We start from the raw sequence: 26,281 nt of genomic DNA, 5'->3' as shown, positions 1-26,281 counted from the left end.
CCTACCCCACTTATATAATTAGCGCTTTTTACAACAGTGAAAACCGGAAGTAGATGAGCTAGAGATTAAACCTGAGCCTCATTCTTCACCAAATTACCCCAACCCAAATCCTTCAGCGAATTATTCCGGCGCAACGGACGAGTCACCAACTCCAAAATATCCCGCGCATTACCAAAGCCGTGAATCTGAGCAAAAGTAAACTCAACAGACCACTTAGTATTAATCCCTCGCGCTTCCAAAGGATTAGCGTGAGCCATACCAGTAATCACCAAGTCAATATTCTGCTCGTAAATCCGCTGAAGCTGATTGTAATTGTCTGGTTTCTCCACAATCCGAGGAGTAGGAACTCCCATCTCGTGACAAGTTTTTTCTAACAACGCCAACTCGGCCGCCTGATAGCGCTTGTCCATGTAAGGAATGCCGATTTCCGGGCAAGTCATGCCGCAGCGAATCAAGAAACGTGCTAAAGAAATCTCTAGCAAATTGTCGCCCATAAAGAAGACAGATTTGCCGCGAATTATTTGCAGGTAATCTTCCAAACCAGCCCAAATTTGCGCTTCTCTTTCGTCCAAACCTTTTGGTTCAATTCCCAACACTGAGCAAATTTTTTCAATCCAAGCGCGAGTTCCGTCAGGGCCGATGGGGAATGGCGCACCAATTAGCTTACACTTGCGGCGGCGCATCAACGTAGAAGCAGTACGCGACAAGAACGGATTCATACCCGATACATAATAACCTTCTTCCAAGACTGGCAATTCAGTGTAGCGCTTGGAAGGAAGCCAACCGGAAACTTTGATTCCTTGCTTCTTCAATTCTAGAGTTAGCTGAGTAACAACCGGGTCGGGCAAAGAACCAAAAAGTACCAGCGGCGTGTGCTTGACATATTCCGATTCATCTGCTGCAACTTCCTCTTTTTTCTTACCGAAATTCAGCAGTTGAGAGATAGCATTGCGTTCTTGTTTCTGAGATTCCATCACGGGCGCTTTCTCAGGACATTTAGCAGCCATCGCTGCTAAAACTGTATCTTCCCCTTGAGTAAAAGCGTAATCCAAACCGTTAGCGCGAGCCGTGACGATGGGAATGCCAATTTCTGCTTCGAGTTTCGGCGCTAACCCTTCCAAATCCATTTTGATGATTTCGGTGGTGCAAGTGCCGATCCAAACAATTACACTCGGGTTACGATCGCGCTTAATTTGCAAGCACAGCCGCTTCAACTCATCATAGTCGTTTAACTGAGCGGAAATATCCCCTTCTTCCAACTCAGCCATCGCATAGCGAGGCTCAGCAAAAATCATCACGCCCATTGCGTTTTGCAAGAAATAGCCGCAAGTCTTGGTACCTATGACCAAGAAAAAGCTATCTTCAATTTTTTGATAAAGCCAAGCTACGCAGCTAATCGGACAAAATGTGTGATAATTGCCTGTTTCGCATTCAAAGTTTAAAGCTTCCGGTTCATTAGTAGTAATAGCAGTCATATCTCAAATCTTCTCCGTTTAAATTGTTTTTCGTCTCGAACAGGACTTGCGGCGGAGCGAGGAAACACCTGGATTTTGCGATCGTCTCGGCGATCTCGCCCAGGAGAGGAATAGGTTGTTTTTCCTCTCGATCGCGAACAGGCGCAGTGGCGAGAAAACACCTGTTTTGCCGGATCGCGACGCACAGTCAACAATAAATAGAAATACCTATTTTTGGGCTAATTCCTCTGAAAAATAGATGCAGCCAACTCAATATTTCCCCAGCCGCAGCATCCAAAATTTGAGCTAAAAAATTCTGCGCGAGGGCTTATAATCCCTCACAGCAGGGATTTAGTTTTCTTCAACTCGCTAAGGCAAAAATCCTTTTGGCAGTTGTGAGTTGGAGCTAATTAAAAATTAACAACTCGCAACTCACAACTCACAAATAGAGCGGGAAACTTCAAGACTAGAACAGATGCGGGCGATCGCAACAACCTCACTTAAAATCCGACAAAAAGCCAGAAATTTCTTCATCCTCATCGTCGGAATCCAAATCACCGAGACCTAGAGCATCTAAATCATCTTCATCGGGATCTCCGGTAGTTGCTTCCCCCAGATCGTCGAGTCCGAGATCGTCGAGGTCATCGTCATCAGATACAGAGAAATCGTCAATACCGTCATCGTCCAAGTCGCCCAGATCCATGTCTAGGTCATCTGAGGTCGCTGTCCCAAAAGGATCGGGTATTTCTTCGGCCACAAACTCTGCATCTTCTTCCCCAAACGGATCGGAAATCCCCGCTTCGAGATCTCCAGAGGTCAAACTCCCAAATTGTGAGGCTTCTTCTTCCTCGTCATCGCCGAGGTCGAGACCGCCCAAACCCGAGGCTTCTTCTTCTTCGTCATCGCCGAGGTCGAAACCGTCCAAAGCCGAGGCTTCTTCTTCCTCGTCATCGCCGAGGTCGAGACCGCCCAAACCCGAGGCATCTTCTTCCTCGTCATCGCCGAGGTCAAGACCGCCCAAAGCCGAGGCATCTTCCTCATCGTCGTCGCCTAGGTCGAAGTCAGATACGGCATCTTCCTCGTCGTCGCCGAGGTCGAAGTCGGATACGGCGTCTTCCTCATCGTCACCCATATCGAAGTCAGATACCGCGTCTTCCTCATCGTCGCCGAGGTCGAGACCGTCCAAAGCCGAGGCTTCTTCCTCATCATCGTCCATGTCGAAGTCGGAGACTGCTTCTTCCTCATCGTCGTCCATGTCGAAGTCGGAGACTGCTTCTTCCTCGTCATCGCCCAGGTCGAAGTCGGAGACTGCTTCTTCCTCGTCATCGCCTAGGTCGAAGTCAGATACCGCGTCTTCCTCGTCATCGCCCAGGTCGAAGTCGGAGACTGCTTCTTCCTCAAACTCATCGAAGGATTCGTCGTCGGAGCTCAGTGCTGACGCAGCAGCAGCCAGACCGGCGGCTCCGGCGACTCCGGCGACTACTCCGGCTGCTGCTAAGGCCGCACCGCCCAATTTATTAGATTTGGCATCAGCGGGTGCAGCAGTTGCAGTTTGAGCTGCTGCGGGTGCAGCAGTTGCAGTTTGAGCTGCTGCGGGTGCAGCAGTTGCAGTTTGAGCCGCTGCGGGTGCAGCAGTTGCAGTTTGAGCTGCTGCGGGTACAGCAGTTGCAGTTTGAGCTGCTGCGGGTGCAGCAGTTGCAGTTTGAGCTGCTGCGGGTGTTGGAGATGTGCCGGCCGTCTGCGGCGCGATATTTGAGGGCATACCCAGCGCTATGTCCGGGTCAAAATTTAGCCCCAACACTTCGATCAGGCTGTCTGCATCCGGCTTGAGTTTTGAGAAGGGCAGCATTAATTGCTGGAGTTCCGGCTCCAGGGCAGCCGCAATTCCCAGGATGAGGTAAGAAACAGGCCTTTTCCCGCCGTCGGGTGTGGCGACCGTGTTGTCAGCCGTCATGTGCAGGAGCAGCCAAGCCCGATTTACCTGGTAGTAGTCCAACCACTTCTGTTTGAGAGCAACTGAAAAAGTATCAAAAAAAGCCATAACCTCTTTATCCTCATCCTGATCGCTAGACCTATTAAACCATCATCAGGTCTAGCTCATCTTCCTCCTTCTTGACCACCGGTTGCACTGGATTTAGATAAAAATCTGAAAGTAAGGCGAATAATTCGCGATCGGGCGTGTCGTTGGGCACTACTCCTTCGGGCATTGCCAAAATCTGGTCAGCGATGTTGAGGTAGTAATCGCAGACGTAGTTGAGGGAAGGATCGCTTTCGGCCATCTCAAACAATGTTTTGCCTTTGACGCGAGAAACGCGGATGTCTTCAATCAGGGGCAGCACTTCCAGCACTGGCATCGGTACAGAGTCTATGTACTTGTCGATCAAGTCGCGCTTTGAGGTGCGGTTGCCAATTAAACCGGCGAGCCGCAACGGGTGAGTGCGGGCTTTTTCGCGGACTGAGGCGGCGATGCGGTTGGCTGCAAATAAAGCGTCGAACCCGTTGTCGGTAACAATCATGCAGTAATCGGCGTAGTTCAAGGGGGCTGCAAAACCGCCGCACACTACGTCACCGAGCACGTCGAACAGGATGATGTCGTATTCGTCGAAGGCATTGAGTTCTTTGAGGAGTTTGACGGTTTCACCGACTACATAGCCGCCGCAGCCAGCTCCTGCGGGAGGGCCACCTGCTTCTACGCAGTCAACGCCGCCGTAGCCTTTGTATATAACATCTTCGGGCCAAACGTCTTCGTAGTGATAGTCCTTTTGCTGAAGGGTGTCAATAATTGTGGGGATCAAGAAGCCAGTGAGCGTAAATGTGCTGTCGTGCTTTGGATCGCAACCGATTTGCAAAACTTTCTTGCCGCGCTTGGCTAGGGCAACGGAGATGTTGCAGCTTGTTGTCGATTTGCCAATTCCACCTTTTCCGTAAACTGCGAGTTTCACTCTTTGTTCTCCTATAGGTTTCTATCAAAACGATGAGGGCTGGGTTTTCCTGCTTTTTTTCGATCGCCCAATTGCAATAGCCCAATTGCAATTCCCTTACTGTCTGTCGATTTGAGATTTCAGATTTGAGATTAAAGAATGGACTCCACAGATGAATCTGGGGCTTCTCTCTAACTAAAATTTTCGATCTCGACGACTTTTGTTTGGGGCTTGTCTCCGTCTTTGGGTTACGCCAATTTTGGACTCAGCCCTTAGTCACCTCGTTGAAAGCATTATTAGCTAACTTGCGAGGAAAAGAAAGGGGGCGTGTAAATGAAAATGCTAGTAAATTGGTTTATTTTGCACCTCTGAGAATCTTAACGGGTTTTTTGAGACAAAAATCTATTTTTATATTTTTTTTAGCTTTTAAATTGATTTTAGAATACTTTCTTAATATAAAGAGGTACAAAAATAAAACAAAAATTAACTTCTAAAACAATCTGGGCTTTTGGCTTTGGGGCTAGGATGCAGGCAGTTGATGGCTTGTGCGGGTAACTGGAACGGTCATAAAGGCGCTAGTGGATGAGGCAAACTCGAAGTGAGTTCGGATCAGTTGGGTCAGGGGAGGGCAAAGTTATGGGATTTTAGATTTGAGATTTGAGATTTTAGATTGGGAAAGATTGACTTTGCTTGGGTTTCTGGTGTTTTGTAAAAAATTGTGAATTTTTAGGAAATGGTGGAAAGTCGGAGAGTGGGGGAGTGAGTCGGGGAGAGGTAGAGTGGATGGGGAGAGTGGGGGAGTGGGAGAATATGATGTCTTCCCCATGACTACTGATACCAGTTGAAAAAAAGAATGCAACTGTAGGCCCGCGATCCAAACCCCGGGCTTCATGAGTCATTTCCCATCCTTAAATTGTTCAATCTAAAATCTAAAATCTAAAATCGTATGACTGCTGACTAATGACCACTGACAATCGGAATCTCGATCGCAAATTCAGTGCCCCGTCCAGCTTCCGAAACGCAGTCGAGCCGCCCCCCGTGCTGTTCGACGACTAAATGGTAAGAAATCGACAGTCCCAACCCAGTGCCCTTGCCGACTGGTTTGGTAGTAAAAAACGGGTCAAATAATTGGCGGCGAATCTCCTCCGGTATGCCCCGCCCGTTGTCGGAAATGCGGATCGCCACAAAATCGCCACCAACAACTTCAGTGCGAATTGTAATAGTGGGAACAGTCAATGGAGAACTAGGATTTGACAGGGCTGAATTTTTCGCATTTCTCGTCGCCCATTCCCCTTTCTGGATTTCTTCATCCAAAGCATCAATAGCATTGCCGATAATATTCATGAACACCTGATTGATCTGACCGGCACAGCACTCGATGTGGGGCAAATTGCCATATTCTTTAATAATCTGGATAGCTGGATGTCCGCCGTGGGCTTTGAGTCGGTGCTGCAAAATCAACAAAGTGGTTTCGAGTCCCTCGTGAATGTCAACGAGCTTGATGTTAGATTGATCCGATCGCGAAAAATTACGCATCGACACAACTATTTGGCGGATGCGCTCGGTTCCTACTTGCATAGAAGACACTAGCTTAGATAAGTCTTCTACCAAAAAATCGATTTCCATCTCTGCTGCTGCTTCCCGAATTTCCGAGACTGGTTCGGGATAGTGCTGCTGGTAAAGTCCCAAAAGTTGGAGCAATTCTTTGATGTAGTGGCTGGCGTGGGAAAGGTTGCCGTAGATAAAATTAACAGGATTGTTAATTTCGTGAGCGATACCGGCAATCATTTGTCCCAAAGAAGACATTTTTTCGGTTTGCACTAATTGAGTTTGAGTTTGCTGCAACTTTCGGACAGTTTGCTCTAATTGCTGCGCTTGATTTTTCAAGCAAGTTTGCTTTCGCCGCAGCACTTCTTCGACTCGCTGGCGCTTGATAATATCCCGTCTCAACAATTCATTGGATTCTAAAAGTTGAGCGGTGCGTTCTTCAACTTGTTTTTTTAAGTCGTCGTGAGCTTGGCGCAGGGCTTCTTGAGCCCGCTGCCGCTCTAAAATTTCTTGCTGCAAAAGTTCGTTGGCTTTCTGCAATTGGGTGGCTCGATCGTCCACTGCTTGCTGCAAAAGCTCGATCGTCCCGTACATTTCAGATTGGTTAAAAACTTGTGGCAAACTTGTCTGAGAGACAACGCCCAAAAGTTCTCCCTGGCTGCCAACTACTACCAAACGGCGGACGCAGTGCCGCTGCATGGACTGGTGGACGCTCCAGAGGGAATCGGCGGGAGATACGCAAAATAAAGGCGCACTCATGACTCTTGCTGCCGGGATTTCCGAGAGGTTTAATTCGAGGGCGTGAAACTGCACGATGTCGCGCTCGGTGACAATGCCGATCGGAATTTGATAATTTGGTGTTGGGGCGATCGCCAGCTCGGGATGCTGAATTTGCTCTTGGACAATGACGACGCAACTAACTCGATGCTTGACCATGAGCTGGGCTAAATCGAGGGCTGAGGCAGTTGTTGGGGCAGAAATGACTTCTTTAGTCATGACATCTGCTGCACAGCGCAAATTGGTTAGCAAGTTAATCGGTTGCAGGGCTTCGTGAATCGCTTCGCGGGTGATGATGCCGAGAAGTCGCGAGTCCTCGTCCACTACGGGCAAATGCCGGATCTGGTGCTGGCGCAACATGAACATAGCTGTGAAAATATCTTGAGACTCGGATTGTTTGAGGGTAATGGGCGATCGAGTCATTACATCAGCAATTGTCAGTCCGACTGTACAAGCTGCGACGGTAGTTAGCTTGACGATATCGCGTTCTGTAAAAATGCCGATCGGTCGATTATCTTCCACGACTATGACGCAACTGCGCTTGGCTGCGCTAGCAACAGCGTGTTGTTTTTCCCCACAAAGCTGACAGGAGACGCGCATCGGGTTCATGAGAGCCAACACCTGGGCGATCGGGGTTTCTGGAGCGACGGTGAGGGGGTGGCGGTCGATCGCCCGATCTAAAGGTGAGGAGTAGAGCGGTTGGCTGTTGGGCCGTCCGGCGGGTTCTGATGATTTAATTACGGGCAACTGCGGGGCTGAATTGACGAAATGCTGTAATTTTTCTTCTTGTAGCATGATTATTAATTTTACTTAATGAGTTGTTACAAAGTTGCAGACGGGGGTTGGCAGACTTAGCATTAATTAACCCGGTCACAGATGCTGGCTCGCCTAAAATCTGATTGCTAGAACACCCTTATTTAATTTTTATTTTTTAAATTCTATGTCGTGGACTCCCTTAAGTCATCGAATTCATCACTTGCCGCTTATCCTTGCGGGCCCGATTTTGCGCCGGACTGAAAGTCGGGCCGTGACAGTTTGGCTGGCTCTGAAAGCACCCCGCCGAGTCGAACTCAAGGTTTATTCGACAGAGGGCGGAACCGGCGAAATTGTCGATCGACCCTTGCTCCAAGGTGCGAACTCTACTGTGCAGCTCGGCAAATACCTGCACGTAGTGGCGGTGACTGCTAAACCGATCGACCGCAATGTCTTGACATCCGGGCAAATTTATGCTTATGACATCAAGTTTGCTGGGAGTAGCGAGTCGCCGTCGGGGGTGGCAGTCGCAGAAAATGAGAAAGAAAATCTCATTTCTTGCCTGTGGCCTGCCGCCCCGGATTTGTCGGCTTTGGGACGGGACACGATTAGTTATTTCGCTCACCAGTTGCCGACTTTTGCCCTGCCACCGAACGATTTAAACTATTTGCGTATCGTTCACGGTTCTTGTCGCAAGCCCCACGGAGACGGCAGAGATGCGCTGCCAATCTTGGATAATTCGATCGAACAGTTTGCAGGTACGGCAAATAGCAGGCCCCACCAACTGTTTTTAACCGGCGACCAAATTTACGGCGACGACGTTGCGGATGCGATGCTGTGGGCTTTGACTGATGCTGGCGATACACTGTTGGGCTGGGAAGAGAGTCTACCCCTGATGGATGATGCCCAAATTAAAAAGAATTTGTGTATCAGTATACCTAAAAATTCGCAAAACGAAAATGCAGTTGGCGAAGAGAGGGAAATTTTTAAAGAGTCCCCTATTCAGAAACTCTCTGAGGCTGATGAGTATCACTACAAAAAACCAATTGAGTTACAGCCGGGGACTCGCAGCGATATTGCCAGAGATTTTGGCGGCTTTACGGGGATGTTGGTGAATAAACCGGACAAGGCTAAAAGTCATTTGTTCAGTTTGGGGGAATATTGCGCGATGTATTTGTTAGTTTGGTCGCCGATACTTTGGTGCGCGCGTTTTCCGAAGGGTAAGGATATTTGTCCAAATTCTAAGCCGGCAAAAGTCTGGGATAAGGAAGTTGTTGAACTTGACGGTTTTGCTCGCAATTTGTGGAGGGTGAGGAGGGCGCTAGCGAATATTCCTACTTATATGATTTGCGATGACCATGATGTTAGCGACGATTTGTATTTGAATCGAGAGTGGTGTTACCGGGTGCTGGGGAAGCCGCTGGGACGACGGGTGGTGCAGAATGCTTTGGTGGCTTACGCTGTGTTTCAGGCTTGGGGAAATACGCCCGCACAGTTCGATCGCGAAAAACCGGGAGATAAATTATTAAAGGCTGCGGAAAAATGGTCGGCTTCGGCGGGAACTGATGTTTCTGCTTGGGAGGATGCGGCTTCGTATTTAGGAATTCCAAGGCTCGATCCGAAAACACATTTACCGAAGTTGAAATTAGATGAAGATGTTTTTATTTTGGATCGGGATGACCAGGGTGTAAATGAGGTTTTGAATTGGCATTTTATTGTAAGAAGTTTTAAGCACGAAGTGATTGTGCTGGATACGCGGAGTTCGCGGGGGTATCCGGTGGAAAGCCCGATGGCTCCGCCGATGCTTTTGACTCACAAAGGTTTTGAGGAGCAAATTCAGAAACCTTTGAAGGAGACGGATTTGCTGAATAAAACTGAGGAGTTTGAGATTGAGGCGACGCTGGTGGTTGTGCCGACAAATTTGGTGGGTTTGTGGCTTATTGATGCGGTGCAAAAGTGGGATTTGGCACAGGGGAAGGTTTTTAGTAGTGATGCGGGGGATGCTTGGAATTTTCATGAGTTGGCTTTTGTGAAGCTGTTGGTGGAATTTTTTAAACAGCGCGATCGGGTGATTGTGTTGACGGGGGATATTCACTATGCTGCTGCTGTGCGGCTGAGTTATTGGTATGATTGTCATTTTGGCGATTCTCGACCGAATATTGAGCCTTTGAGGGGGGCGAATTATAAGTCAAGTTGTCAATATTCTGTGCTGGCGCAGTTGACTGCTAGTGCTTTTATCAATGAGGAGTGGACAACGCATTTAATTCATACTAAGATTAAGTCGTTGCTTCCTGAGCGATCGCACCAATGTTTGGGATGGAATGAGCCGCTGGAATTAATGAATATTTCGAGGATGACCAGAAAGAAGGCTGTGGCGGCTGGTCTCAGAAATAGACAATCTATGCCTGATTGGGGCTATCGGATTGACTGGATGAAACGGCAAAGAGCTCGGGTATTTTTGAAGCTAGAAAAGGGAACTCCGTCAAGTAGATCGCATAAAAATAAACAATTGTCACTGCTGCGTAGGTTGTGGAATTTTATATCGCTGTTGTGGCGCAATCGCTGGCTGCAAGAGGGTGATGAGATTGTGGGATATAGCAATATTGCGATCGTCAGTTTTCAGTGGCCTGCTGATGGTGATGGGGAGAAGGCGGTGATGCAAAATGTTTATTGGCGGCCGCTTTGGGAGCCGGATAGTGTGGTTTACAGTCAATATTTTGTGCCGCTGGGATTGGATGAGGATGATTAGATTACCGATTTCTTGAAGAAGTCGGGGATTTGGATATTGGTACAATATTGTGATGAGTTGGTGGCTGTGTCCGCCGGGGGTTGAAACCCCCGTCTCATAGCTAAAGTCGGTTGAAACCGACTAAAGATTCGCCTTAAACCGATGTACATTAACTAACTCTTCAGTCCTCTTGAGAGGACTTTCGCTTTGAGACAGGGGTTTCAACCCCTGGCGGACTCGCGGACGAACTAACTGGCTTTCCCTGCGCGGACAAACTAACGGACTAACAGATAGAATTCGATCGCACATTTCTCTCAAATTCGATCGCCCATCAACAAAAATTCGATCGCCCATCCACAAAAAACCCGATCGCCCCAATCAACACAAAAACCCGATCGCCCGATCAACAAAAAACCCGATCGCCCGATCAACAAAAATCCGGCGGTTGAAACCCAAAAAACCCGGCGGTTGAAACCGCGTCTACACAGACAAAACCCGCCTTAGCGGGTTGAAGATTTCACCCGATGATTTTCAATCTCCAAATACCCTCTTGGTCCGCGTAGGCGGACATCGTTTGTGTAGACGCGGTTTCCAACCGCCGGGATTTCAACCGCCGAGGATTTCAAATTAGATCGCCCGAATCGACCCAAAAATCCGATTATCGATCGCCGCTAACTCCCTCCAATCGCAGGAAATGCACCCGGCCCGATCGATCGCCCACTACAACTGTCACTCCATCAGGGGCGATCGCACAGCAATTAAACTCATAATCTCCGCTGAAACTAGCAACCTCTTTGCCACTAAGCAAATCCCACACTTTTAGGGTGCGATCGTGTGAAGCGGAAACTGCTATTTTGCCGTTAGGGGCGATCGCCACTGCATATACCGAGTCAGTATGACCGGTAAGAGTTCTCAGTTCGGTGCCTGTCTCGGTGTCCCAGATTTTCAGGGTGTGAGCGGCGGAAATCGCGGTTTTGCCGTCGGGTGCGATCGCCACTGCATTTACCCAGTTAGTATGACCGGTAAGGGTTCTCAGTTCGGTGCCTGTCTCGGTGTCCCAGATTGTCAGGGTTTTATTCGATGAAACGGAAATCGCGGTTTTGCCGTCCGGTGCGATCGCCACTGCATATACGTAGTTAGTATAATGGGTAAGGGTTCTCAATTCGGTGCCTGTCTCGGTGTCCCAGATTTTCAGGGTGTGAGCGGCGGAAATCGCGGTTTTGCCGTCCGGTGCGATCGCCACTGCATTTACCGAGTCAGTATGACCGGTAAGGGTTCTCAGTTCGGTGCCTGTCTCGGTGTCCCAGATTTTCAGGGTTTTATCCCATGAAGCGGAAATCGCGGTTTTGCCGTCCGGTGCGATCGCCACTGCATTTACCCAGTTAGTATGACCGATAAGGGTTCTCAGTTCGGTGCCTGTCTCGGTGTCCCAGATTTTCAGGGTGCGAGCGGCGGAAATTGCGGTTTTGCCGTCCGGTGCGATCGCCACTGCATTTACCTCGCTAGTATGACCGGTAAGGATTCTAAGTTCGGTGCCTGTCTCGGTGTCCCAGATTTTCAGGGTTTTATCCCATGAAGCGGAAATCGCGGTTTTACCGTCGGGTGCGCTCGCCACTGCTGTTACATCTCCAGTATGACCGATGAGGGTTCTCAGTTCGATGCCTGTTTCCGTGTCCCAGATTTTCAGGATGTCATCCCTTGAAGCGGAAACTGCTGTTTTTCCGTCCGGTGCGATCGCCACTGCATTTACCTCGCTAGTATGACCGGTAAGGGTTCTCAGTTCGGTGCCTGTCTCGGTGTCCCAGATTTTCAGGATGTCATCCCTTGAAGCGGAAACTGCTGTTTTGCCGTCCGGTGCGATCGCCACTGCATTTACCTCGCTAGTATGACCGGTAAGGGTTCTCAGTTCGGTGCCTGTTTCGGTGTCCCAGATTTTCAGGGTTTCATCCTCTGAAGCCGAAATCGCTGTTTTGCCGTCGGGTGCGATCGCTACTGCCGTTACCGAGCTAGTATGACCGGTCAGGGTTATGAGTTCGGTGCCGCTTTCTGTGTCCCAGATTTTCAGGGTGTTATCAAATGAAGCGGAAATCGCGATTTTGCCGTCGGGTGCGATCGCTACTGCATTTACCTCCGAATTATGACCGATGAGAGTTCGCAGACATCCTTCACCCGATCGCTCTAAATTAGCCTTCAAAGGCCGCAACCAAGGACAATCTTTCCACTGCTTTGCTTGTTCCAACATCCCCTGAATCTCAGGCGCTTCAAAATCCAACAACCTCCCCAACAAATGCCCAGCCAGTTGCGTTTTATCCCCATCCAAAACGTGCGCCGACTTGCGAATTGCCCCCTGAATCAACTTCAAACTTTCCGTTTGCCCCTCCGACAGCCAAACATCAGAAACCCCCACCAAATCGTAATCCTCAATTAACCCTTGAACCCCGATCGCATCCAACTTCGCCTCAATAAAATCAAAATCCGTCAACAACTGATGCAACCGTTCCCCTTGAACACTCTCCGCCAAATGCCCCGGCAGAGTTTCCAAAGCATAAAGCCGCTTTTTCGGCGACAGTTTCCCCAACCGTTCTTTAAACTTACTCATCGCCGTACAAATTCTCCCACAAATTATCAGAAATCGCCGTTTCAATATCCCGCAGCGAAACCCCAGCTTTCTGCACTACATCCTTACGATGCAGAAATCTTTGGAAACTCGCGTGATAGATACTGTAATCCGGCGGGGTGTCGCTGCTACGGCGCAGAAACTGTTCCCAATCATCCAGAACTTCCTGCAAATCTAAAGCATCTTCCTCAGCAAAATCCGCCAAAATATCGCAGGAAACCGGCTTGCGAGTTTTGGTCAACAAATAAATCACCTTCAACTTCCGGCGGCGCAATTCTTTATCTTTAACCGCCATTTCCATGCGCGCCCAATGCTTCTCATAATATCCTTCTAACTCCCTCGGCAAATCTTTCAAAGTCACATCGCTGTACTTGCCGCTATCGATATCATTCAGCACATAGCGCAGGTACATAAAATTATTCTGGCTTTTTTCCGCCACCGCCGCCACAAACTGTTCGCGCTGCAAATTTTGACGGTTAATCCAACTCTGAATTGACGCGCTGTTGCTGGTGCGTTTGTCAATATAAACCTTGACATCCGCCCGACTTTCTGCACTGTACTGCATCAAATCAAAAACCTGATGATTTGGCAAAGGCAGAGATTCCGGTCGCTTCGAGACAATAAAATAAACATTATCGGGCAAAGCATCTGGCAAATACAGGACATTGCTGCCGCGCCCCTGCAAACTCGAATCCACTTCATCCAGGGCATCCACCACCACAATCAACTTTTTGCTGCCCATTTTAGCGCTGACTTCCCCCAACAATCGACTCAGAAAGTTGCCATCTCTGGTGGAATTTTCCGGCAGTTGCGGATAATTTAGTTGATAGCCTCGAATTAACTGAGTGCAGGCATTTTCCAGAAATTGTTCGGTGCGGACAATGCCTTGAGATTGCGAGTTAAAATGGACAACACAGCGCCGCTTCAGCAGTAGCACTAACTTCGCCATAATTGAAGTTTTCCCGACGCCCGGATCTGCTTCTAAAACAAAATAGCCTTTGGGATTGTTCTGCAAGAATTCGGCAATTGCTGCAAACACAAATTGGCGGCCGGTAAAGTCTTGAGTCCGGTCTGCAATAATCGTTTCGCACTCGTAGGGAGGCGGCAATCTGGGCGCGGAAGTATCGATAAATCGTTCCAGTGATGTTTTAAGTTGCGCCAAATCGTCGCGGATACCAATTTCGATCGCCTCCAATTTCACCATCACTTGACAAATCTGCTGCCCAGTTGCCACGGCCTCCAACTTTTGCAGAATTTCCCCATTTTGCAGCCCTAAATCTTTGAGTTCTGCCAAAGCAATTTGGTGCAGATTCAACAGCATCGCCGCAAACTTTTCTCCTCCCTTCGCTGCATCCAGTTTCAGCACTTCGCGGTACGCTTTCGGGAAAGTTGCGTACAGTTTGCCCGCCACAAATTCCACAATTTCCGCATCGAAGGATTTCCCCTCGCTGGCGGCGAATTCGTTAACGAAAGTTGCCCAATCTGCCGTTGTCAATCCGGTAACTCGATCGAACTCCTCGGCATCGGCAGAAAAAATCTTGGTTAACTGGTCTTCGGAAATATTTAAACTCCTTGACAAATCGGCTGTATTCGTGTTAATATCCAGCCAGTATTCAGGAGTTTTCTCTGCTAATTGACAGAGTGCTGTTTCTGGATAAGGCAATTTTTTGGTTTCGGCGATCGCAATTAGTCGATCGGACTTCGCAACCTCTCTCAAAATATAGCCGATCGCCTCACCCGCCGCCTTAATCAAATCGTGATTATCGAGAATCCTCGGATTTTTTCCCAACCGTTCCGTCATCCGATTTGCTAGTTCATCAGCGGCCATAGTCTCAGCGAGACTACCAGCAATCGCCGCTAAGATAGAAACTCCCCCAAGTGCGATCGGGCCGCCGATAATACCCGCTGCTGCTTGAGTTGCCGGATTGGCGATCGCATTTGAAATAACTTGTCCAATAGCCATCACCGCACTGCATCCAATTACCCTAGTTTTAAAATTAGCTAAGTCCATTAGTGGCATAAAATAAATATTCTTCTTTTCAAAAGTTGGTAAGCTGTCCCGCATCTAAATTGTATTTCTTTGGGCGGGCAAGATGCCCACCCCACAATCAATTTAATCTAGTGTGGAACAGGCATCTTGCCTGTTGATTTTGGGCGGGCAAGATGCCCACCCCACAATCAATTTAATCTAGTGTGGAACAGGCATCTTGCCTGTTCATCAAATCAGAGACAAATATTAACTACAAAACAGCAGCAACACTTGCCATCAACAACCCTTGAAACAATTTCACCCCATCAGTTTCGCCCAGCATCGGATCGGATGCCCGTTCAGGATGCGGCATCATTCCTAATACATTGCCTTGGCGATTGCAAATACCGGCAATATTATTTAACGAACCGTTGGGGTTGCCAGCATCGCTAATTTTGCCCGCCGGAGTACAGTAGCGAAACAGGACTTGCTTGTGCTCTTCTAGTTCTGCTAAAGTATCGGCATCGGCATAATAGTTGCCTTCCCCGTGAGCGATCGGCAAATCGATGATTTCACCCGTAGTATAAGCGGCAGTCCAACGAGTATTACCGCGCTCGACTTTCAAAGAAGCGCGATCGCAAATAAAATTCAATCCCGCATTCCGCACCAGAGCACCGGGCAACAAACCAGCTTCAGTCAACACCTGAAAACCGTTGCAGATGCCTAATACAAGTTTGCCTTTTTTCGCGTGTTCTGCAGTAGCCCGCATCGCTGGAGAAAAACGGGCGATCGCGCCGCACCGCAAATAATCTCCGTAACTGAAACCACCGGGAATTACAATGATATCAATATCCGAAATATCGGTATCTTCGTGCCAAATCATCCGCGTCGGTTGGTGGAGTAACCCTTGAGTCACCCATACCACATCGCGATCGCAATTTGAACCCGGAAAAACAATAACTCCAAATTTCATAAGCTGAAGGAAGAAGGAAGAAGGAAGAGGGAAGAAGGAAGAGGGAAGAAGGAAGAAGGAAGAAGGAAGAGGTGTCAACTTAAGACTGAAATCTTAGGTTTTTCTCGCTTGTATCAAAGTCTCGATCCCCCTAAATCCCCCTTAAGAAGGGGGACTTTGAGTGTTCGGAGTTTTCGTGTTTTTAACAAAGACTTTGAACACTCTTGTCCTCGCTTTTTGAATAGAGACTGTGAACACTCTTGTCCCCCCCTTATTAAGGGGGGTTAGGGGGGATCTCCGAGTTTAAAAACATCCTAGCGACGATCGCATTTATGCCGTCGCTGTCTCCACGGCAACAGGAATTTCAGTCAAATCAAAGCGATAATTTTCAATCACTGGATTAGCCAAAAGTTGGTCGCAAACGCGATCGAGTTGTTCGCGCGCCTCCGACTCACCAGCAGCAGTCAGCGTCAATTCAACGTACTTCCCGATTCGCACACGCTCAACATTGTCGTATCCCATGTGTTGCAAACCAGACTGTACGGCAGTGCCGGCGGGATCTAAAACAGAAGGGCGGAGGGTAACATAGATTTGGGCAAGATATTTCTGAGTCACGGGAATGTTGCGGTAGGTGATGTGAAAGTTAGCCCCATTGTATTCTACAACCGAGCTGCACGCCGATCGCCATTCGGTTAGCCCAAGTAAGATAGCCTAGAAACAGGGACAGATTTGACTCTAGCAGATTACACAAAAAAATTATGAGAACCAACCGCACCCGCAGTCAGGAGCGTATTTTAAACTTGCTCAAAGTCCTAAACCGATCGCTCTCAGCGCAAGATATCTACTTAGAACTGCGTAACAGCGACCAAAGCATGGGCTTAGCAACCGTTTACCGTTCCCTCGACGGTTTAAAGCGAGAGGGGTTCGTTCACGTCAGAACGCTTGCTAGTGGCGAGTCTCTCTACGGTGCCGCCCACCAAGACCAACATCACTTAACTTGTCTGGAATGTGGCACCTCCATTACGATCGACGAATGCCCCGTCCACCACTTAGAAAGCCAACTACAACAATCTCATTCTTTCAAGATTTATTATCACACTTTGGAGTTTTTCGGATTGTGCGATCGATGTACTTTAGCTCAAGAATCTTAGAGAAGTTATTAGTCATCAGCGATCTCAATTCCCGTTGCACGAGCGAAATGATTGTTGACTGTTAACTGTTGACTGTTGAATCTGGTCGAAACACTGAATGGTTGAGTGTTAAGTGTTGACTCAATTTTATTATTCCCATGAAACCGCCAACGATATAGCAATCCTCGGATCATTTGTGAATTTCTTACTTTCTCCCCGCGGGTTCGGGGAGGGTTGGGGTAGGGTGCAAAAGTGAGATGATCCCGGTGTTGTTTGTGTAGCGACAGATTTAAACCTGTTGTTTTATTAACTCGCTCAAGGATGCAAAAACTCTAAATGGTCTCCTGGAATCGATCGCAATTTTGCAGCCGAGCCTTGCAGTTTCAATCGGCCGCGTTCTAACATGATAATCCAATCGGCGCGATCGATCACTCGCGGTCTGTGACTGATAAAAATCGTGGTTTTCCCGTGCCGGTACATCAACAATTGTTCTAAAACTTCCGCTTCGCTTGCAGGGTCAAGCCCTGCGGTAGATTCGTCTAAAATCAATACGGGCGGGTTGTTGAGAATGGCGCGGGCGATCGCCAATCTTTGTCTTTGTCCGCCAGAAATATTCGCTCCAAACTCTCCTAAAACAGTTTGATATTTATCCGGCAATTGGCTGATAAATTCATCCGCCCCCGCAATTTTGCAGACTTTAACAATCTGTTCAAAGCTGATATCTGGATTGCCCAAACGAAAATTTTCTAGAATCGATCTGCTCCAAAAATGTGCTTCTTGAGGAACCAAAACTACCTGCTGTCTGAGACTGTCGAGAGACAAATCCTGTAAGTTGTAACCGCCAATTCTAATATTACCAGATTGCAGCGGGTACAGACCAGAAATTACTTTGGCTAGCGTACTTTTTCCGCAGCCGGAATAGCCGATTAAAGCAATTGCTTGACCGCCGGGAAATGTGACAGAAAAATTTTCCAGCAAGTCAAGTCGGCCGGGGTAGTGAAAATTAACACTCTTGCAAACAATACCGTCGCGGTTCTGAATTGTTACGAAAGGTTTATTCGTATCGTCTCTAGTTTCCGCTTCAGCATCAATGACTTCCGACAGCCGTTGAGTAGCTGTCTGCACGCGAGTCATCTCATCAGTAAATCCTACTAGCGAATTCACCCAAGTAGTAACGTTTTGATTCATGCTAATAAACGCTAGCAACTGACCTATACTCAATACCTTGTCAATCACCAAACCGCTACCAAGCCACAGCAGAGTAATGCTCCCAGCAGAGGCAACAAAACCAGAAAATATATTGTTAAGAATGCCAATTTGTGTAGTGCGAAAAGTGATATTGGCTAAGCGACCGAAGCGGGTTTGAAATTCTTCCCAAAGTTGCTGACCGCTGCTAGTAGTCTTGACCGTCAGTGCGCCTTTAAAAGTTTCTACTAAAACGCCTTGAGTTTCTGCTTCCAACACCAATAAACTGCGCGTTTTTTGCTGCAATACGGGCAGAAATACCACTGTAGAGGCAGTCATTAACAGAGCTATAGCTGTAGCTGCAAACGTCAGTTCCTTGCTGTAAAATAACATAAAAATAAAAGACACTACAGCTATAAAAAATTGACTTGGCAAGCTGATAGCGACTTGAGAAACTAATTTATTTATTTCTTGGATATCTTGTAATCTACTGACAATTTCGCCGCTGCGTCTAGTTTCGTAAAAACTCAAAGGCAATCGCAGGAATTTGCGCGCGAATTCCATCACCAATCCCAATTCTAAACGCTGGGAAAACTGAGCAATTAAGTTGGACTGTACCAATCCTAAACTGCTGCTAAAAAGGTTCATAACGATAACTGCGATCGCCACACTCGCCAGGAGTTGTCTGTCGCCCCGCACCAGGATGTCGTCGGTGAGCATTTGAACTAGAAAAGGCGAAGAAATTGACAGCAAACCCAACACTGCATTCAGCAAAAATGCTTCTATTAAAATCGGGCGGTAAATCCCAATCCGGCGCATCCATTTTTGTAAGGAATTAGCGGGCGGTTGACCGTCTGCTGCTGCAAAAAACCGCTCAGCATCGGGTTCTACTAGCAAGCACAGCCAATCTGTCCAAGCTGCTGCTAATTCTGCTTTAGAAACATAGCGCATACCGACAGCCGGATCGCCGATCGCATATTTGTCGCCCTGCTTTCCGTACAAAACAACCCAGTGATAACCGCTCCAGTGAATAATTGCCGGTAAAGGCGCTTCCTCAATTTGGTCTAAAATAGCAGCCGCGGCTCGCACGGATCGAGCATTAAAGCCGATCGCCTCAGCGCCTTGTTTCAAACCGAGTAAACTCGTCCCTTGTTGACCGGTGCCGACAAATTCTCGCAAACGGCTAATTGTAAAATTCTGTCCGTAAAATTTGGCGATCGAAGCCAGACAAGCTGCACCGCAATCTTCTTCGCTCTGCTGGAGAACAACCTGATATTTCATCAGCCTGTTTACTTGTCCGAAGAAAGGCATTTCTCGGATAAATGGAATGTTTTTTAACATTTGGCAAAATGAATAATGAGTAGAGCCTAATGAACATTACCCCTCACCCAGTAGCCAATCAGAACAAAGCACCCATAAGTTTATGGGTGCTTATTAATCAACATTAATCGAGCTGAAGTGACAGCACTAAAATTTACCAGTAGCGGTACACTACTCTTAAGGAGCCGTCGAAATCCCGGCGGTACACGACGTGACGGGTAGGACGGTAACAGTTGTATCGATTAGAATAATAGTGACCGCCGTTGACGCTAGCTGATTCTTCAGATGTAAGTTCAGTAAACAGTGAATTGTCGTTTGTTTCTTCCATGATTTGACTCCGTTTAAGTTGAGAAAAGTGAAGGGAAGCTAGAAATCTTATCTAATTTCTAGAACCTCGTGTAAATACTGACTAATACTTCTGGTAGTGCTGTGCGACCTCCGGAATATTACGGAGAAATATTCAAAATTTACTTGATCGCACAACTTGACTCAGCTATCTAAACCACTATGGTTTTGAAAGTGCGATAGTCCTTCGGATTGTATTGATAAAACTGGCTAGCCGGCGGCAGGAAAAACAGCATATTCAGGCGATAGCTGCTGGTGTTATCCGTCTCGCTGTTGCTTTTAGCACCGCCCACACCGCTGGTAATGCTGCCACCGTTGACAGTAGCAGATTCTCCATCGGTTACTTCGATGAAGAGTGAATTTTGTTGATTTTCTGACATAAAGAACTCCTATTAATACCTATGTACTTACTACCTACGCATACAGGAAAAACCCGGTAACAGCGCCAAAAGTCATTGCAAAAATCCCATATTTTCCTGACTGTAGCCCGTTGGCTTCACTCCTCTTGATATTTGGCGAAGTTTGTGGGTGGGAACACCAAAGCTGTGCGGATTTTTACCTTTACCCTGTGAATTTTGATTTAGACTTCTAAACCTATGCTTGGTTTCCGGAAAGCCGATCGTAAAGGTGACAAAACAAATCACCGATCGATCTCTCCCTCCCCCCTAACTCAAAACTCAAAACTCAAAACTCCAAACTGTTCCCCTCTCCCCCTTGCCGCCATGTCTCTCACTCCCGAAGCCACACCCGCTGAAACCTTTGATAACGACCAGTTTTTGCCCCCTGTCAGCCGCTGGACGACTTTGGGGGGCATTTTGATGGTGGCGACGTTTGGCGGGGCGATCGCCCTCGCTAGCGTCACCAAATACAGCGCTACAGTCAAAGCAGATGCGATCGTCCGTCCCGCCGGAGAAGTGCGCGTCGTGCAAGCCGCAACCGAAGGAACCGTCGAAAGCATTGCTGTCAGCGAGAATCAGACAGTAAAAGAAGGAGATGCGATCGCAGTTGTAGACGCTTCGCGTTTGGGCGCTCAACAACAGCAGTTACAAGAAATAATTAATCAGTCTCAAACAGCAGCACAGCAAATCAACCAGCAACTGCGCGACTTAGAAAATCAAATTTTGGCCAGCGCCCAATTTAAAAGCATCCAAAGAGAAAGTTCCGCCCAACAGGAATTAATCGAATCCGCTTTAGTAAAATTCGCCACATCGCTGCCAGATGTCGCCGAGAGACTGGGCCGAAGTCGGCGGGTTTTGCTCGTTAAGCGATCGTCCCTTCAACAACAATTAATTCAAGCTAAAAAACAACTAAATCAAATTGACTTAAAACTCGAAAATAGCGTGATCCGCGCCCCCGCTGATGGTACAATTCTCAGATTGGAAGTACGAAATACTGGTCAAACCGTACAAGCCGGCAGCCCGATCGCCAAAATTGTCCCCAGCGACGTACCCCTGGTAGTGAAAGCCAAGGTAACATCCCAAGACATCGCCCGCATCCAAATCGGCCAACCCGTACAGATCAGGATTTCGGCTTTACCTTTCCCCGATTACGGCACATTAAAAGGAACCGTCAGCGAAATCGCCCCAGATGCGATCGCCACTCAAAATCCCACTAATAATTTAGGTACAGCTTATTACGAAGTGGCAATTAAGCCCGAACAAACTTATTTAACAAAACTCAAATCCGCCAACGGTCAATTCTCCGGAAACTCCCAGGCTAATGTCCCCCGCCAGTATTCGATTCAATCGGGAATGGAAGGCAGAGCAGATATTATTACCGGCGAAGAAACGGTTCTGACATTTGTTCTACGCAAAGCAAGGTTGCTGACAGATTGGTAATTGCTTTCAAGCCCATTTCTTAAATGCTACAGCTAAGGACACGGCCTTGCCGTCTCCCTACAGATATTTAAAAAGGTAAGGAGACGGCAAGGTCATGTCTCTACAGATGTCTTAAAAGTGGAACGGGCTTCGACGCCGTTGCTGACAATGGTGCAAGATGTGAATTTCAACCAAGAGTATCTTAAATCAAAATAACGTGTCAATATAGAAATGTGAGTTCAATTCTATTATTTCCTCATGGCCAAACAGCGCGTTCTTTCTGGAGTTCAGCCAACCGGCAATCTGCACCTCGGCAATTATCTCGGTGCCATTCGCAACTGGGTAGAAGGTCAAAGTGAGTACGAAAACTACCTTTGCGTAGCTGATTTGCACGCAATTACTGCACCGCACAATCCAGCAACCCTAGCCTCTGACACTTACACGCTCGCCGCTCTTTATTTAGCTTGCGGCATCGATTTGGAATATTGTACTATTTTCGTGCAATCTCACGTCTCGGCGCACACAGAGCTAGCATGGTTTCTCAACTGCATTACGCCGATTAACTGGCTCGAAGATATGATTCAGTTTAAAGAAAAAGCAGTTAAACAAGGCGAAAATGTCAACGCAGGCTTGCTAAATTATCCCGTGTTAATGGCCGCAGACATCTTGCTTTACGATGCCGACAAAGTGCCAGTGGGAGAAGACCAAAAACAGCATTTGGAACTCACCCGCGATATTGTTATCAGATTAAATCACCAATTCGGCACACCCGAAAAGCCAGTATTGAAACTTCCCGAACCGTTAATTCGGACCGACGGTGCGAGGGTAATGAGTTTGACAGATGGCACGCGCAAAATGTCGAAATCTGACCCTTCCGAACAAAGTCGAATTAATTTATTGGATTCCCCAGATACGATCGCCAAAAAAATCAAGCGCTGTAAAACAGATGCCGTGCGGGGTTTGACTTTTGACGACCCCGATCGCCCCGAAGCTAGAAATTTGTTGACACTTTATCTCCTGCTTTCCGGCAAATCTAAGGAAGAAGTAGCAACAGAGTGTGAAAACATGGGTTGGGGAGATTTTAAATCCTTGCTGACAGAGACGACAATTAATGCCCTCAAACCAATTCAGGATAAATACAAGGAAATAATGGACGATCCGGGATATTTAGAGTCTGTACTACGTCGCGGAAGAGAACAAGCAGAAGCTATTGCTAATCAAACTCTAAATAAGGTTAAGAAAGCTTTCGGTTATTCTTTACCTGTTTAGTTGTGAGTTGTGAGTTGTTATTGGTTATTGGTTACTGGTTAAGAATGACAACTGCCAACTGCCAACTGCCCACTAACAACTGCCAACTGTCAACTGTCAACTGTCAAATAACAAATAACCAATAACAGACAAATAATCATGAACCGTTTTCGCACAGCCTGCACCACCCCCGGAGAATTTATAATTACCGCCGAAGTGGCCCCGCCAAAAGGTGGCGACATAACTCACACAATTCAAATGGCTGAACGCCTCAAAAACAGAGTTCACGCAATTAATGTCACAGACGGGAGTCGCGCAGTTTTGCGAATGTGCCCGCTAGCAGTTTCGGCGATTTTAGTGCAGCACGGAATTGAGCCAATTTGTCAAGTTGCTTGTCGCGATCGCAATCTAATTGGCCTGCAAGCGGATCTCATGGGAGCCCACGCTTTAGGCATTCGCAATGTATTAGCACTTACAGGCGATCCCGTCAAAGCGGGCGACCATCCTAAAGCAAAAAGTGTATTCGATTTGGAATCAGTTCGGCTATTGCAAGTTATTCAAAAAATGAACGGCGGCCAAGACTGGAATGACAAACCTTTAACCGACGGAGTTACTGATTTATTTGTAGGTGCAGCAGTCGATCCGCAATCCCCCAGTTGGTCGGGTTTGCAAAGTCGGTTTGAGAAAAAAGTAGAGGCTGGAGCACAGTTTTTTCAGAGTCAATTAATTACAGATTTTGAAGTTTTGGATAAGTTTATGCACCACGTTGCAGCGGGCTGCAACAAGCCAGTTTTAGCAGGAATATTTTTGTTTAAATCAGCTAAAAATGCGGAATTTATTCAAAAATACGTGCCGGGAGTTCACATCCCACAAGAGACTATCGATCGTTTAGCAAAAGCTCCCGAACCCTTGCAGGAAGGCATAAAAATTGCTGCAGAACAAGTCAAACTAGCGCGGCAGATTTGTCAAGGAGTTCACATGATGGCTGTCAAACGAGAAGATTTAATTCCTCAAATTTTGGATTTGGCAGGAATCGAGCCACTGAGCTAAAATTAAACGTAGGGGCGGGTTTTACCAATTATCAATTCCTAAAACTAACGATTTCCTAAACTCATAAACCCGCCCACTCCCGCGCTACCATTTTGAACATCAATAAAACACCCATGCTTCAAACTGTAGACAATCCAAGCACTTCTCCCGCAGTCGAACAACGTTTCACTTGCCACAGTTTGACATGGCATAAATTCAAGGCCATTCAAGCCGGCTTTGAAGACGTGGCGAATGTACGCTTATTTTATTGTGATGGAGTTCTAGCAATTGCGGGTACTGGAAGGTTGCATGAAGCGATTAGGTGTTTGATGCGCTTGCTAACGGGACAGTATTTTCTGAAAAAAAATTGTATTTTTTCCCAGCGGTACTTATAGTCAGATTGTCGAACAGCAAGTCGAGTATCAGGCAGATTTGTCTTATTGTTTCGGAACTATTAAAGATGTTCGAGATTTATGTATTGAGATTGTTATGACTAGCGGTAGTCCGATTAAACTTCAGAAATACCCACTGATGGGAGTCCCGGAAGTCTGGTTTTGGGAAGATGGCACTCTAGAGCTTTACCATCTGCGAGAGGAAGATTACGAGCGAATTGCTAGTAGCGAAATGCTGCCTGAGTTAGACTTATCTTTGCTGAAAAGGTGCATTTTATTTGGTTCGCCTTTGGATGCGCTTGAGGAGTTGGCTAAAGGAATGGGCGAGCGGAAAAATTGACCAATAAACTATTTTTGAAATAGCTCGATCGACTAAACGGTTATTAAATAGGAGCAACTGGCAATGACTGACTCAGAAATACTTAATTCTGATACCATTAAAACACTAAATACTAGCATATCAGCAGTTACAGTTTATACCGATCGCGCTTTGGTGACGCGGCGCGGTACGGTATCTCTGACGGGAAACGAGCGAGAATTGGCGATCGCCTCTGTACCGGCAACCCTCGAAACAGAGTCAGTCAGGGCCACGGGTGCGGGTACAGTTGCAGTGCGATTGCTGGGAGTGCGAACCGAAACAGTGTTTAGCAGCGAACCTGTGGGCGATCGCACTGCCGAATTAACCCAACAAATTCAGGAATTACAAACCCAAAGACGGGGAATTAACGACAAAATAACCGCCCGAAAAATTCAGCTCAAATTTGTGGAAGATTTGAGCGAAAAAAGCGTCGGTTTCTTTTCCAGCAGCATCGCCAAACAGCAGGTAGGTTTAAACGAAACTGGCGAATTGCTCAACTTTTTAGGAACTAATTACGTAAAATATGTAAGTGCGATCGCCCAGCACGAAAAACAGCAGCGCGAATTAGACAAGCAAATAGAAGCTTTGTTGCAGCAGTTGCGGCAAGTACAAACTCCCCATTCTCAGCAAAGTTTTAACATCATTGTTGCCATAGAACCCAGTGGCACCGGCAATTTTGAACTAGAAGTTTCCTATGTAGTCATGGGCTCCCGCTGGACTCCCCTTTACGACTTGCGAGTCAACACTACCAACAACCAAATTAATCTCAATTACTTAGCCGAAGTCAATCAAAATACAGGGGAAGATTGGACGGGAGTAGGGCTGACTTTATCCACAGCAAAACCGGGAATGGGAACTTTGCCACCAAAACTAGAACCTTGGTACATCGATGGTTTATACCCTAGACGCCGTAGAGGCAGATCCCAAAAAGCCGAATTAGAGCAACCTCTTAGCGTTTCATCAGACTATGATGTAGACGTAAACGATATGTTCTTTGAAGACGTTGCAGGCGCTACACCCGACATGGCACTCGCACCCATACAAGCTGAAACAGCCACAGCCAAAGTCTCCAGAGAAGGCGGAACTGTTTCATTTCAAGTAGGCGGAAATACCAACATTCCCAGCGACGGCACGCCGCACAAAGTCACTATTTTCAGCGAAAATTATCCATTTAAACCTGAATATATAGCCGTTCCGCGATTAGTCAGTTTTGCCTATTTGCAAGCAGTTGTTGTGAATCCGATGACAGGCGCAACTCTGCTTCCAGGTAAAGCAAATATCTTTCGCGACAACACTTTTGTCGGTACTGTGCAGTTAGAAAATGTTTCCCCCGGGCAAGAATATAAAGTTAATTTAGGAATTGATGAACGCTTAAAAATAGAGCGGGAATTAGTGGAAAGACAAGTAGATAAAAAACTGATGGGCCAGCAGCGGCGCATGAGTTACGCTTATCGCTTAAATGTGACAAACTTGCATCAGGTGCAGGTACACCTGACACTAAAAGAGCAATTGCCAGTAAGCCGCAACGAACAAATTAAAGTGCGATCGACTCTCACTAATCCGAAGATAGTAGCAGGTGAAATGGGACTGCTAGAATGGATAATGTATCTGCCGCCGCAAGCAAAGCAAGAGTTATATTACCAGTTTGTTGTCGAACATCCTCCCGACTTAACAGTTACGGGTTTAGATATTTAATATTAAGGAGGTAAAAAGTTGTTTCTAATCAGGACTTGAGTCC

At 47.2% G+C, this 26,281-nt stretch carries 20 protein-coding genes; 8 read left to right on the top strand and 12 right to left on the bottom strand.

Features of this window, described 5'->3' with window-relative positions:
- Positions 1 to 65: 65 nt before the first annotated feature.
- The 4 genes from QUA47_RS00265 to QUA47_RS00250 form a co-directional block, all read right to left on the bottom strand.
- A complete protein-coding gene (locus tag QUA47_RS00265) occupies positions 66 to 1,475 on the bottom strand; it encodes a ferredoxin:protochlorophyllide reductase (ATP-dependent) subunit N (RefSeq protein WP_199297522.1) in 1,410 nt (469 codons plus the stop codon).
- Between the two features lie 475 nt (positions 1,476 to 1,950).
- Positions 1,951 to 3,495 (bottom strand): DUF5331 domain-containing protein, encoded by a 1,545-nt coding sequence (locus QUA47_RS00260; protein WP_333284283.1) that lies wholly within the window; start codon positions 3,493 to 3,495, stop codon positions 1,951 to 1,953.
- Positions 3,496 to 3,529: 34 nt separating this feature from the next.
- Complete coding sequence (bchL, locus tag QUA47_RS00255; protein WP_006634709.1) at positions 3,530 to 4,396, bottom strand: ferredoxin:protochlorophyllide reductase (ATP-dependent) iron-sulfur ATP-binding protein; 867 nt, start codon at positions 4,394 to 4,396, stop codon at positions 3,530 to 3,532.
- Between the two features lie 936 nt (positions 4,397 to 5,332).
- Positions 5,333 to 7,495 (bottom strand): CBS domain-containing protein, encoded by a 2,163-nt coding sequence (locus QUA47_RS00250; RefSeq protein WP_333429252.1) that lies wholly within the window; start codon positions 7,493 to 7,495, stop codon positions 5,333 to 5,335.
- A gap of 145 nt (positions 7,496 to 7,640) precedes the next feature.
- On the opposite strand from QUA47_RS00250, the gene QUA47_RS00245 reads away from it, so the two are divergent.
- Positions 7,641 to 10,202, top strand: a complete 2,562-nt coding sequence (locus QUA47_RS00245; RefSeq protein WP_445302469.1) for a PhoD-like phosphatase — start codon at positions 7,641 to 7,643, stop codon at positions 10,200 to 10,202.
- A 120-nt stretch (positions 10,203 to 10,322) separates the two neighbouring features.
- Here the strand turns inward: QUA47_RS00245 and QUA47_RS00240 are convergent, their stop codons facing one another.
- The 5 genes from QUA47_RS00240 to purS all read right to left on the bottom strand — a co-directional run bounded on the left by QUA47_RS00240 (position 10,323) and on the right by purS (position 16,334).
- A complete protein-coding gene (locus QUA47_RS00240; protein ID WP_333429250.1) occupies positions 10,323 to 10,535 on the bottom strand; it encodes a hypothetical protein in 213 nt (70 codons plus the stop codon).
- Positions 10,536 to 10,839: 304 nt separating this feature from the next.
- Positions 10,840 to 12,780, bottom strand: coding sequence for a hypothetical protein (locus QUA47_RS00235; RefSeq protein ID WP_333429249.1), 1,941 nt, complete (start codon positions 12,778 to 12,780; stop codon positions 10,840 to 10,842).
- Positions 12,773 to 14,818 carry an ATP-binding protein gene (locus tag QUA47_RS00230; RefSeq protein ID WP_333429248.1) on the bottom strand — a complete coding sequence of 682 codons (2,046 nt, stop codon included), beginning with the start codon at positions 14,816 to 14,818 and terminating at the stop codon, positions 12,773 to 12,775. The genes QUA47_RS00235 and QUA47_RS00230 overlap by 8 nt, the downstream gene beginning before the upstream one ends.
- A 220-nt stretch (positions 14,819 to 15,038) precedes the next feature.
- On the bottom strand, positions 15,039 to 15,740 hold the full coding sequence (purQ, locus tag QUA47_RS00225; RefSeq protein ID WP_333067849.1) for a phosphoribosylformylglycinamidine synthase subunit PurQ: 702 nt from the start codon (positions 15,738 to 15,740) through the stop codon (positions 15,039 to 15,041).
- 309 nt (positions 15,741 to 16,049) lie between these two features.
- The gene (purS, locus tag QUA47_RS00220) at positions 16,050 to 16,334 is read right to left on the bottom strand and encodes a phosphoribosylformylglycinamidine synthase subunit PurS (protein WP_190655998.1); all 285 of its coding nucleotides are present in this window, start codon (positions 16,332 to 16,334) and stop codon (positions 16,050 to 16,052) included.
- 143 nt (positions 16,335 to 16,477) lie between these two features.
- Here purS and QUA47_RS00215 point away from each other — a divergent pair, with 143 nt between their 5' ends.
- Positions 16,478 to 16,870, top strand: coding sequence for a Fur family transcriptional regulator (locus QUA47_RS00215; RefSeq protein WP_190737581.1), 393 nt, complete (start codon positions 16,478 to 16,480; stop codon positions 16,868 to 16,870).
- A 294-nt stretch (positions 16,871 to 17,164) separates the two neighbouring features.
- On the opposite strand, the gene QUA47_RS00210 is transcribed toward QUA47_RS00215, so the two are convergent.
- The 3 genes from QUA47_RS00210 to QUA47_RS00200 form a co-directional block, all read right to left on the bottom strand.
- On the bottom strand, positions 17,165 to 19,375 hold the full coding sequence (locus QUA47_RS00210) for a peptidase domain-containing ABC transporter (RefSeq protein WP_333429247.1): 2,211 nt from the start codon (positions 19,373 to 19,375) through the stop codon (positions 17,165 to 17,167).
- Positions 19,376 to 19,508: 133 nt separating this feature from the next.
- The gene (locus QUA47_RS00205; RefSeq protein ID WP_006634698.1) at positions 19,509 to 19,682 is read right to left on the bottom strand and encodes a hypothetical protein; all 174 of its coding nucleotides are present in this window, start codon (positions 19,680 to 19,682) and stop codon (positions 19,509 to 19,511) included.
- A 169-nt stretch (positions 19,683 to 19,851) separates the two neighbouring features.
- Positions 19,852 to 20,079 (bottom strand): secretion protein HlyD, encoded by a 228-nt coding sequence (locus QUA47_RS00200; RefSeq protein ID WP_333429246.1) that lies wholly within the window; start codon positions 20,077 to 20,079, stop codon positions 19,852 to 19,854.
- A gap of 216 nt (positions 20,080 to 20,295) precedes the next feature.
- Here QUA47_RS00200 and QUA47_RS00195 point away from each other — a divergent pair, with 216 nt between their 5' ends.
- The 6 genes from QUA47_RS00195 (at position 20,296) to QUA47_RS00170 (ending at position 26,238) form a co-directional block, all read left to right on the top strand.
- Positions 20,296 to 21,537, top strand: coding sequence for an HlyD family efflux transporter periplasmic adaptor subunit (locus QUA47_RS00195; protein ID WP_333429245.1), 1,242 nt, complete (start codon positions 20,296 to 20,298; stop codon positions 21,535 to 21,537).
- Positions 21,538 to 21,774: 237 nt separating this feature from the next.
- Positions 21,775 to 22,785: a tryptophan--tRNA ligase gene (gene trpS, locus QUA47_RS00190; RefSeq protein WP_333429244.1), complete on the top strand. Its 1,011-nt coding sequence runs from the start codon at positions 21,775 to 21,777 to the stop codon at positions 22,783 to 22,785.
- A gap of 138 nt (positions 22,786 to 22,923) precedes the next feature.
- On the top strand, positions 22,924 to 23,814 hold the full coding sequence (locus tag QUA47_RS00185; protein WP_333284262.1) for a methylenetetrahydrofolate reductase: 891 nt from the start codon (positions 22,924 to 22,926) through the stop codon (positions 23,812 to 23,814).
- Between the two features lie 113 nt (positions 23,815 to 23,927).
- Positions 23,928 to 24,188: a hypothetical protein gene (locus tag QUA47_RS00180; protein WP_333429243.1), complete on the top strand. Its 261-nt coding sequence runs from the start codon at positions 23,928 to 23,930 to the stop codon at positions 24,186 to 24,188.
- Positions 24,189 to 24,282: 94 nt separating this feature from the next.
- Positions 24,283 to 24,525, top strand: coding sequence for a hypothetical protein (locus tag QUA47_RS00175; RefSeq protein ID WP_333405437.1), 243 nt, complete (start codon positions 24,283 to 24,285; stop codon positions 24,523 to 24,525).
- Positions 24,526 to 24,588: 63 nt separating this feature from the next.
- A complete protein-coding gene (locus QUA47_RS00170) occupies positions 24,589 to 26,238 on the top strand; it encodes a mucoidy inhibitor MuiA family protein (protein ID WP_333429242.1) in 1,650 nt (549 codons plus the stop codon).
- Positions 26,239 to 26,281: the final 43 nt, after the last annotated feature.

The organism is Microcoleus sp. MON2_D5 (assembly GCF_036701905.1).
Classification (GTDB): domain Bacteria; phylum Cyanobacteriota; class Cyanobacteriia; order Cyanobacteriales; family Microcoleaceae; genus Microcoleus.
The sequence above is the reverse complement of the archived record's forward strand: the minus strand, read 5'-3'. Positions and strand labels throughout refer to the sequence as shown.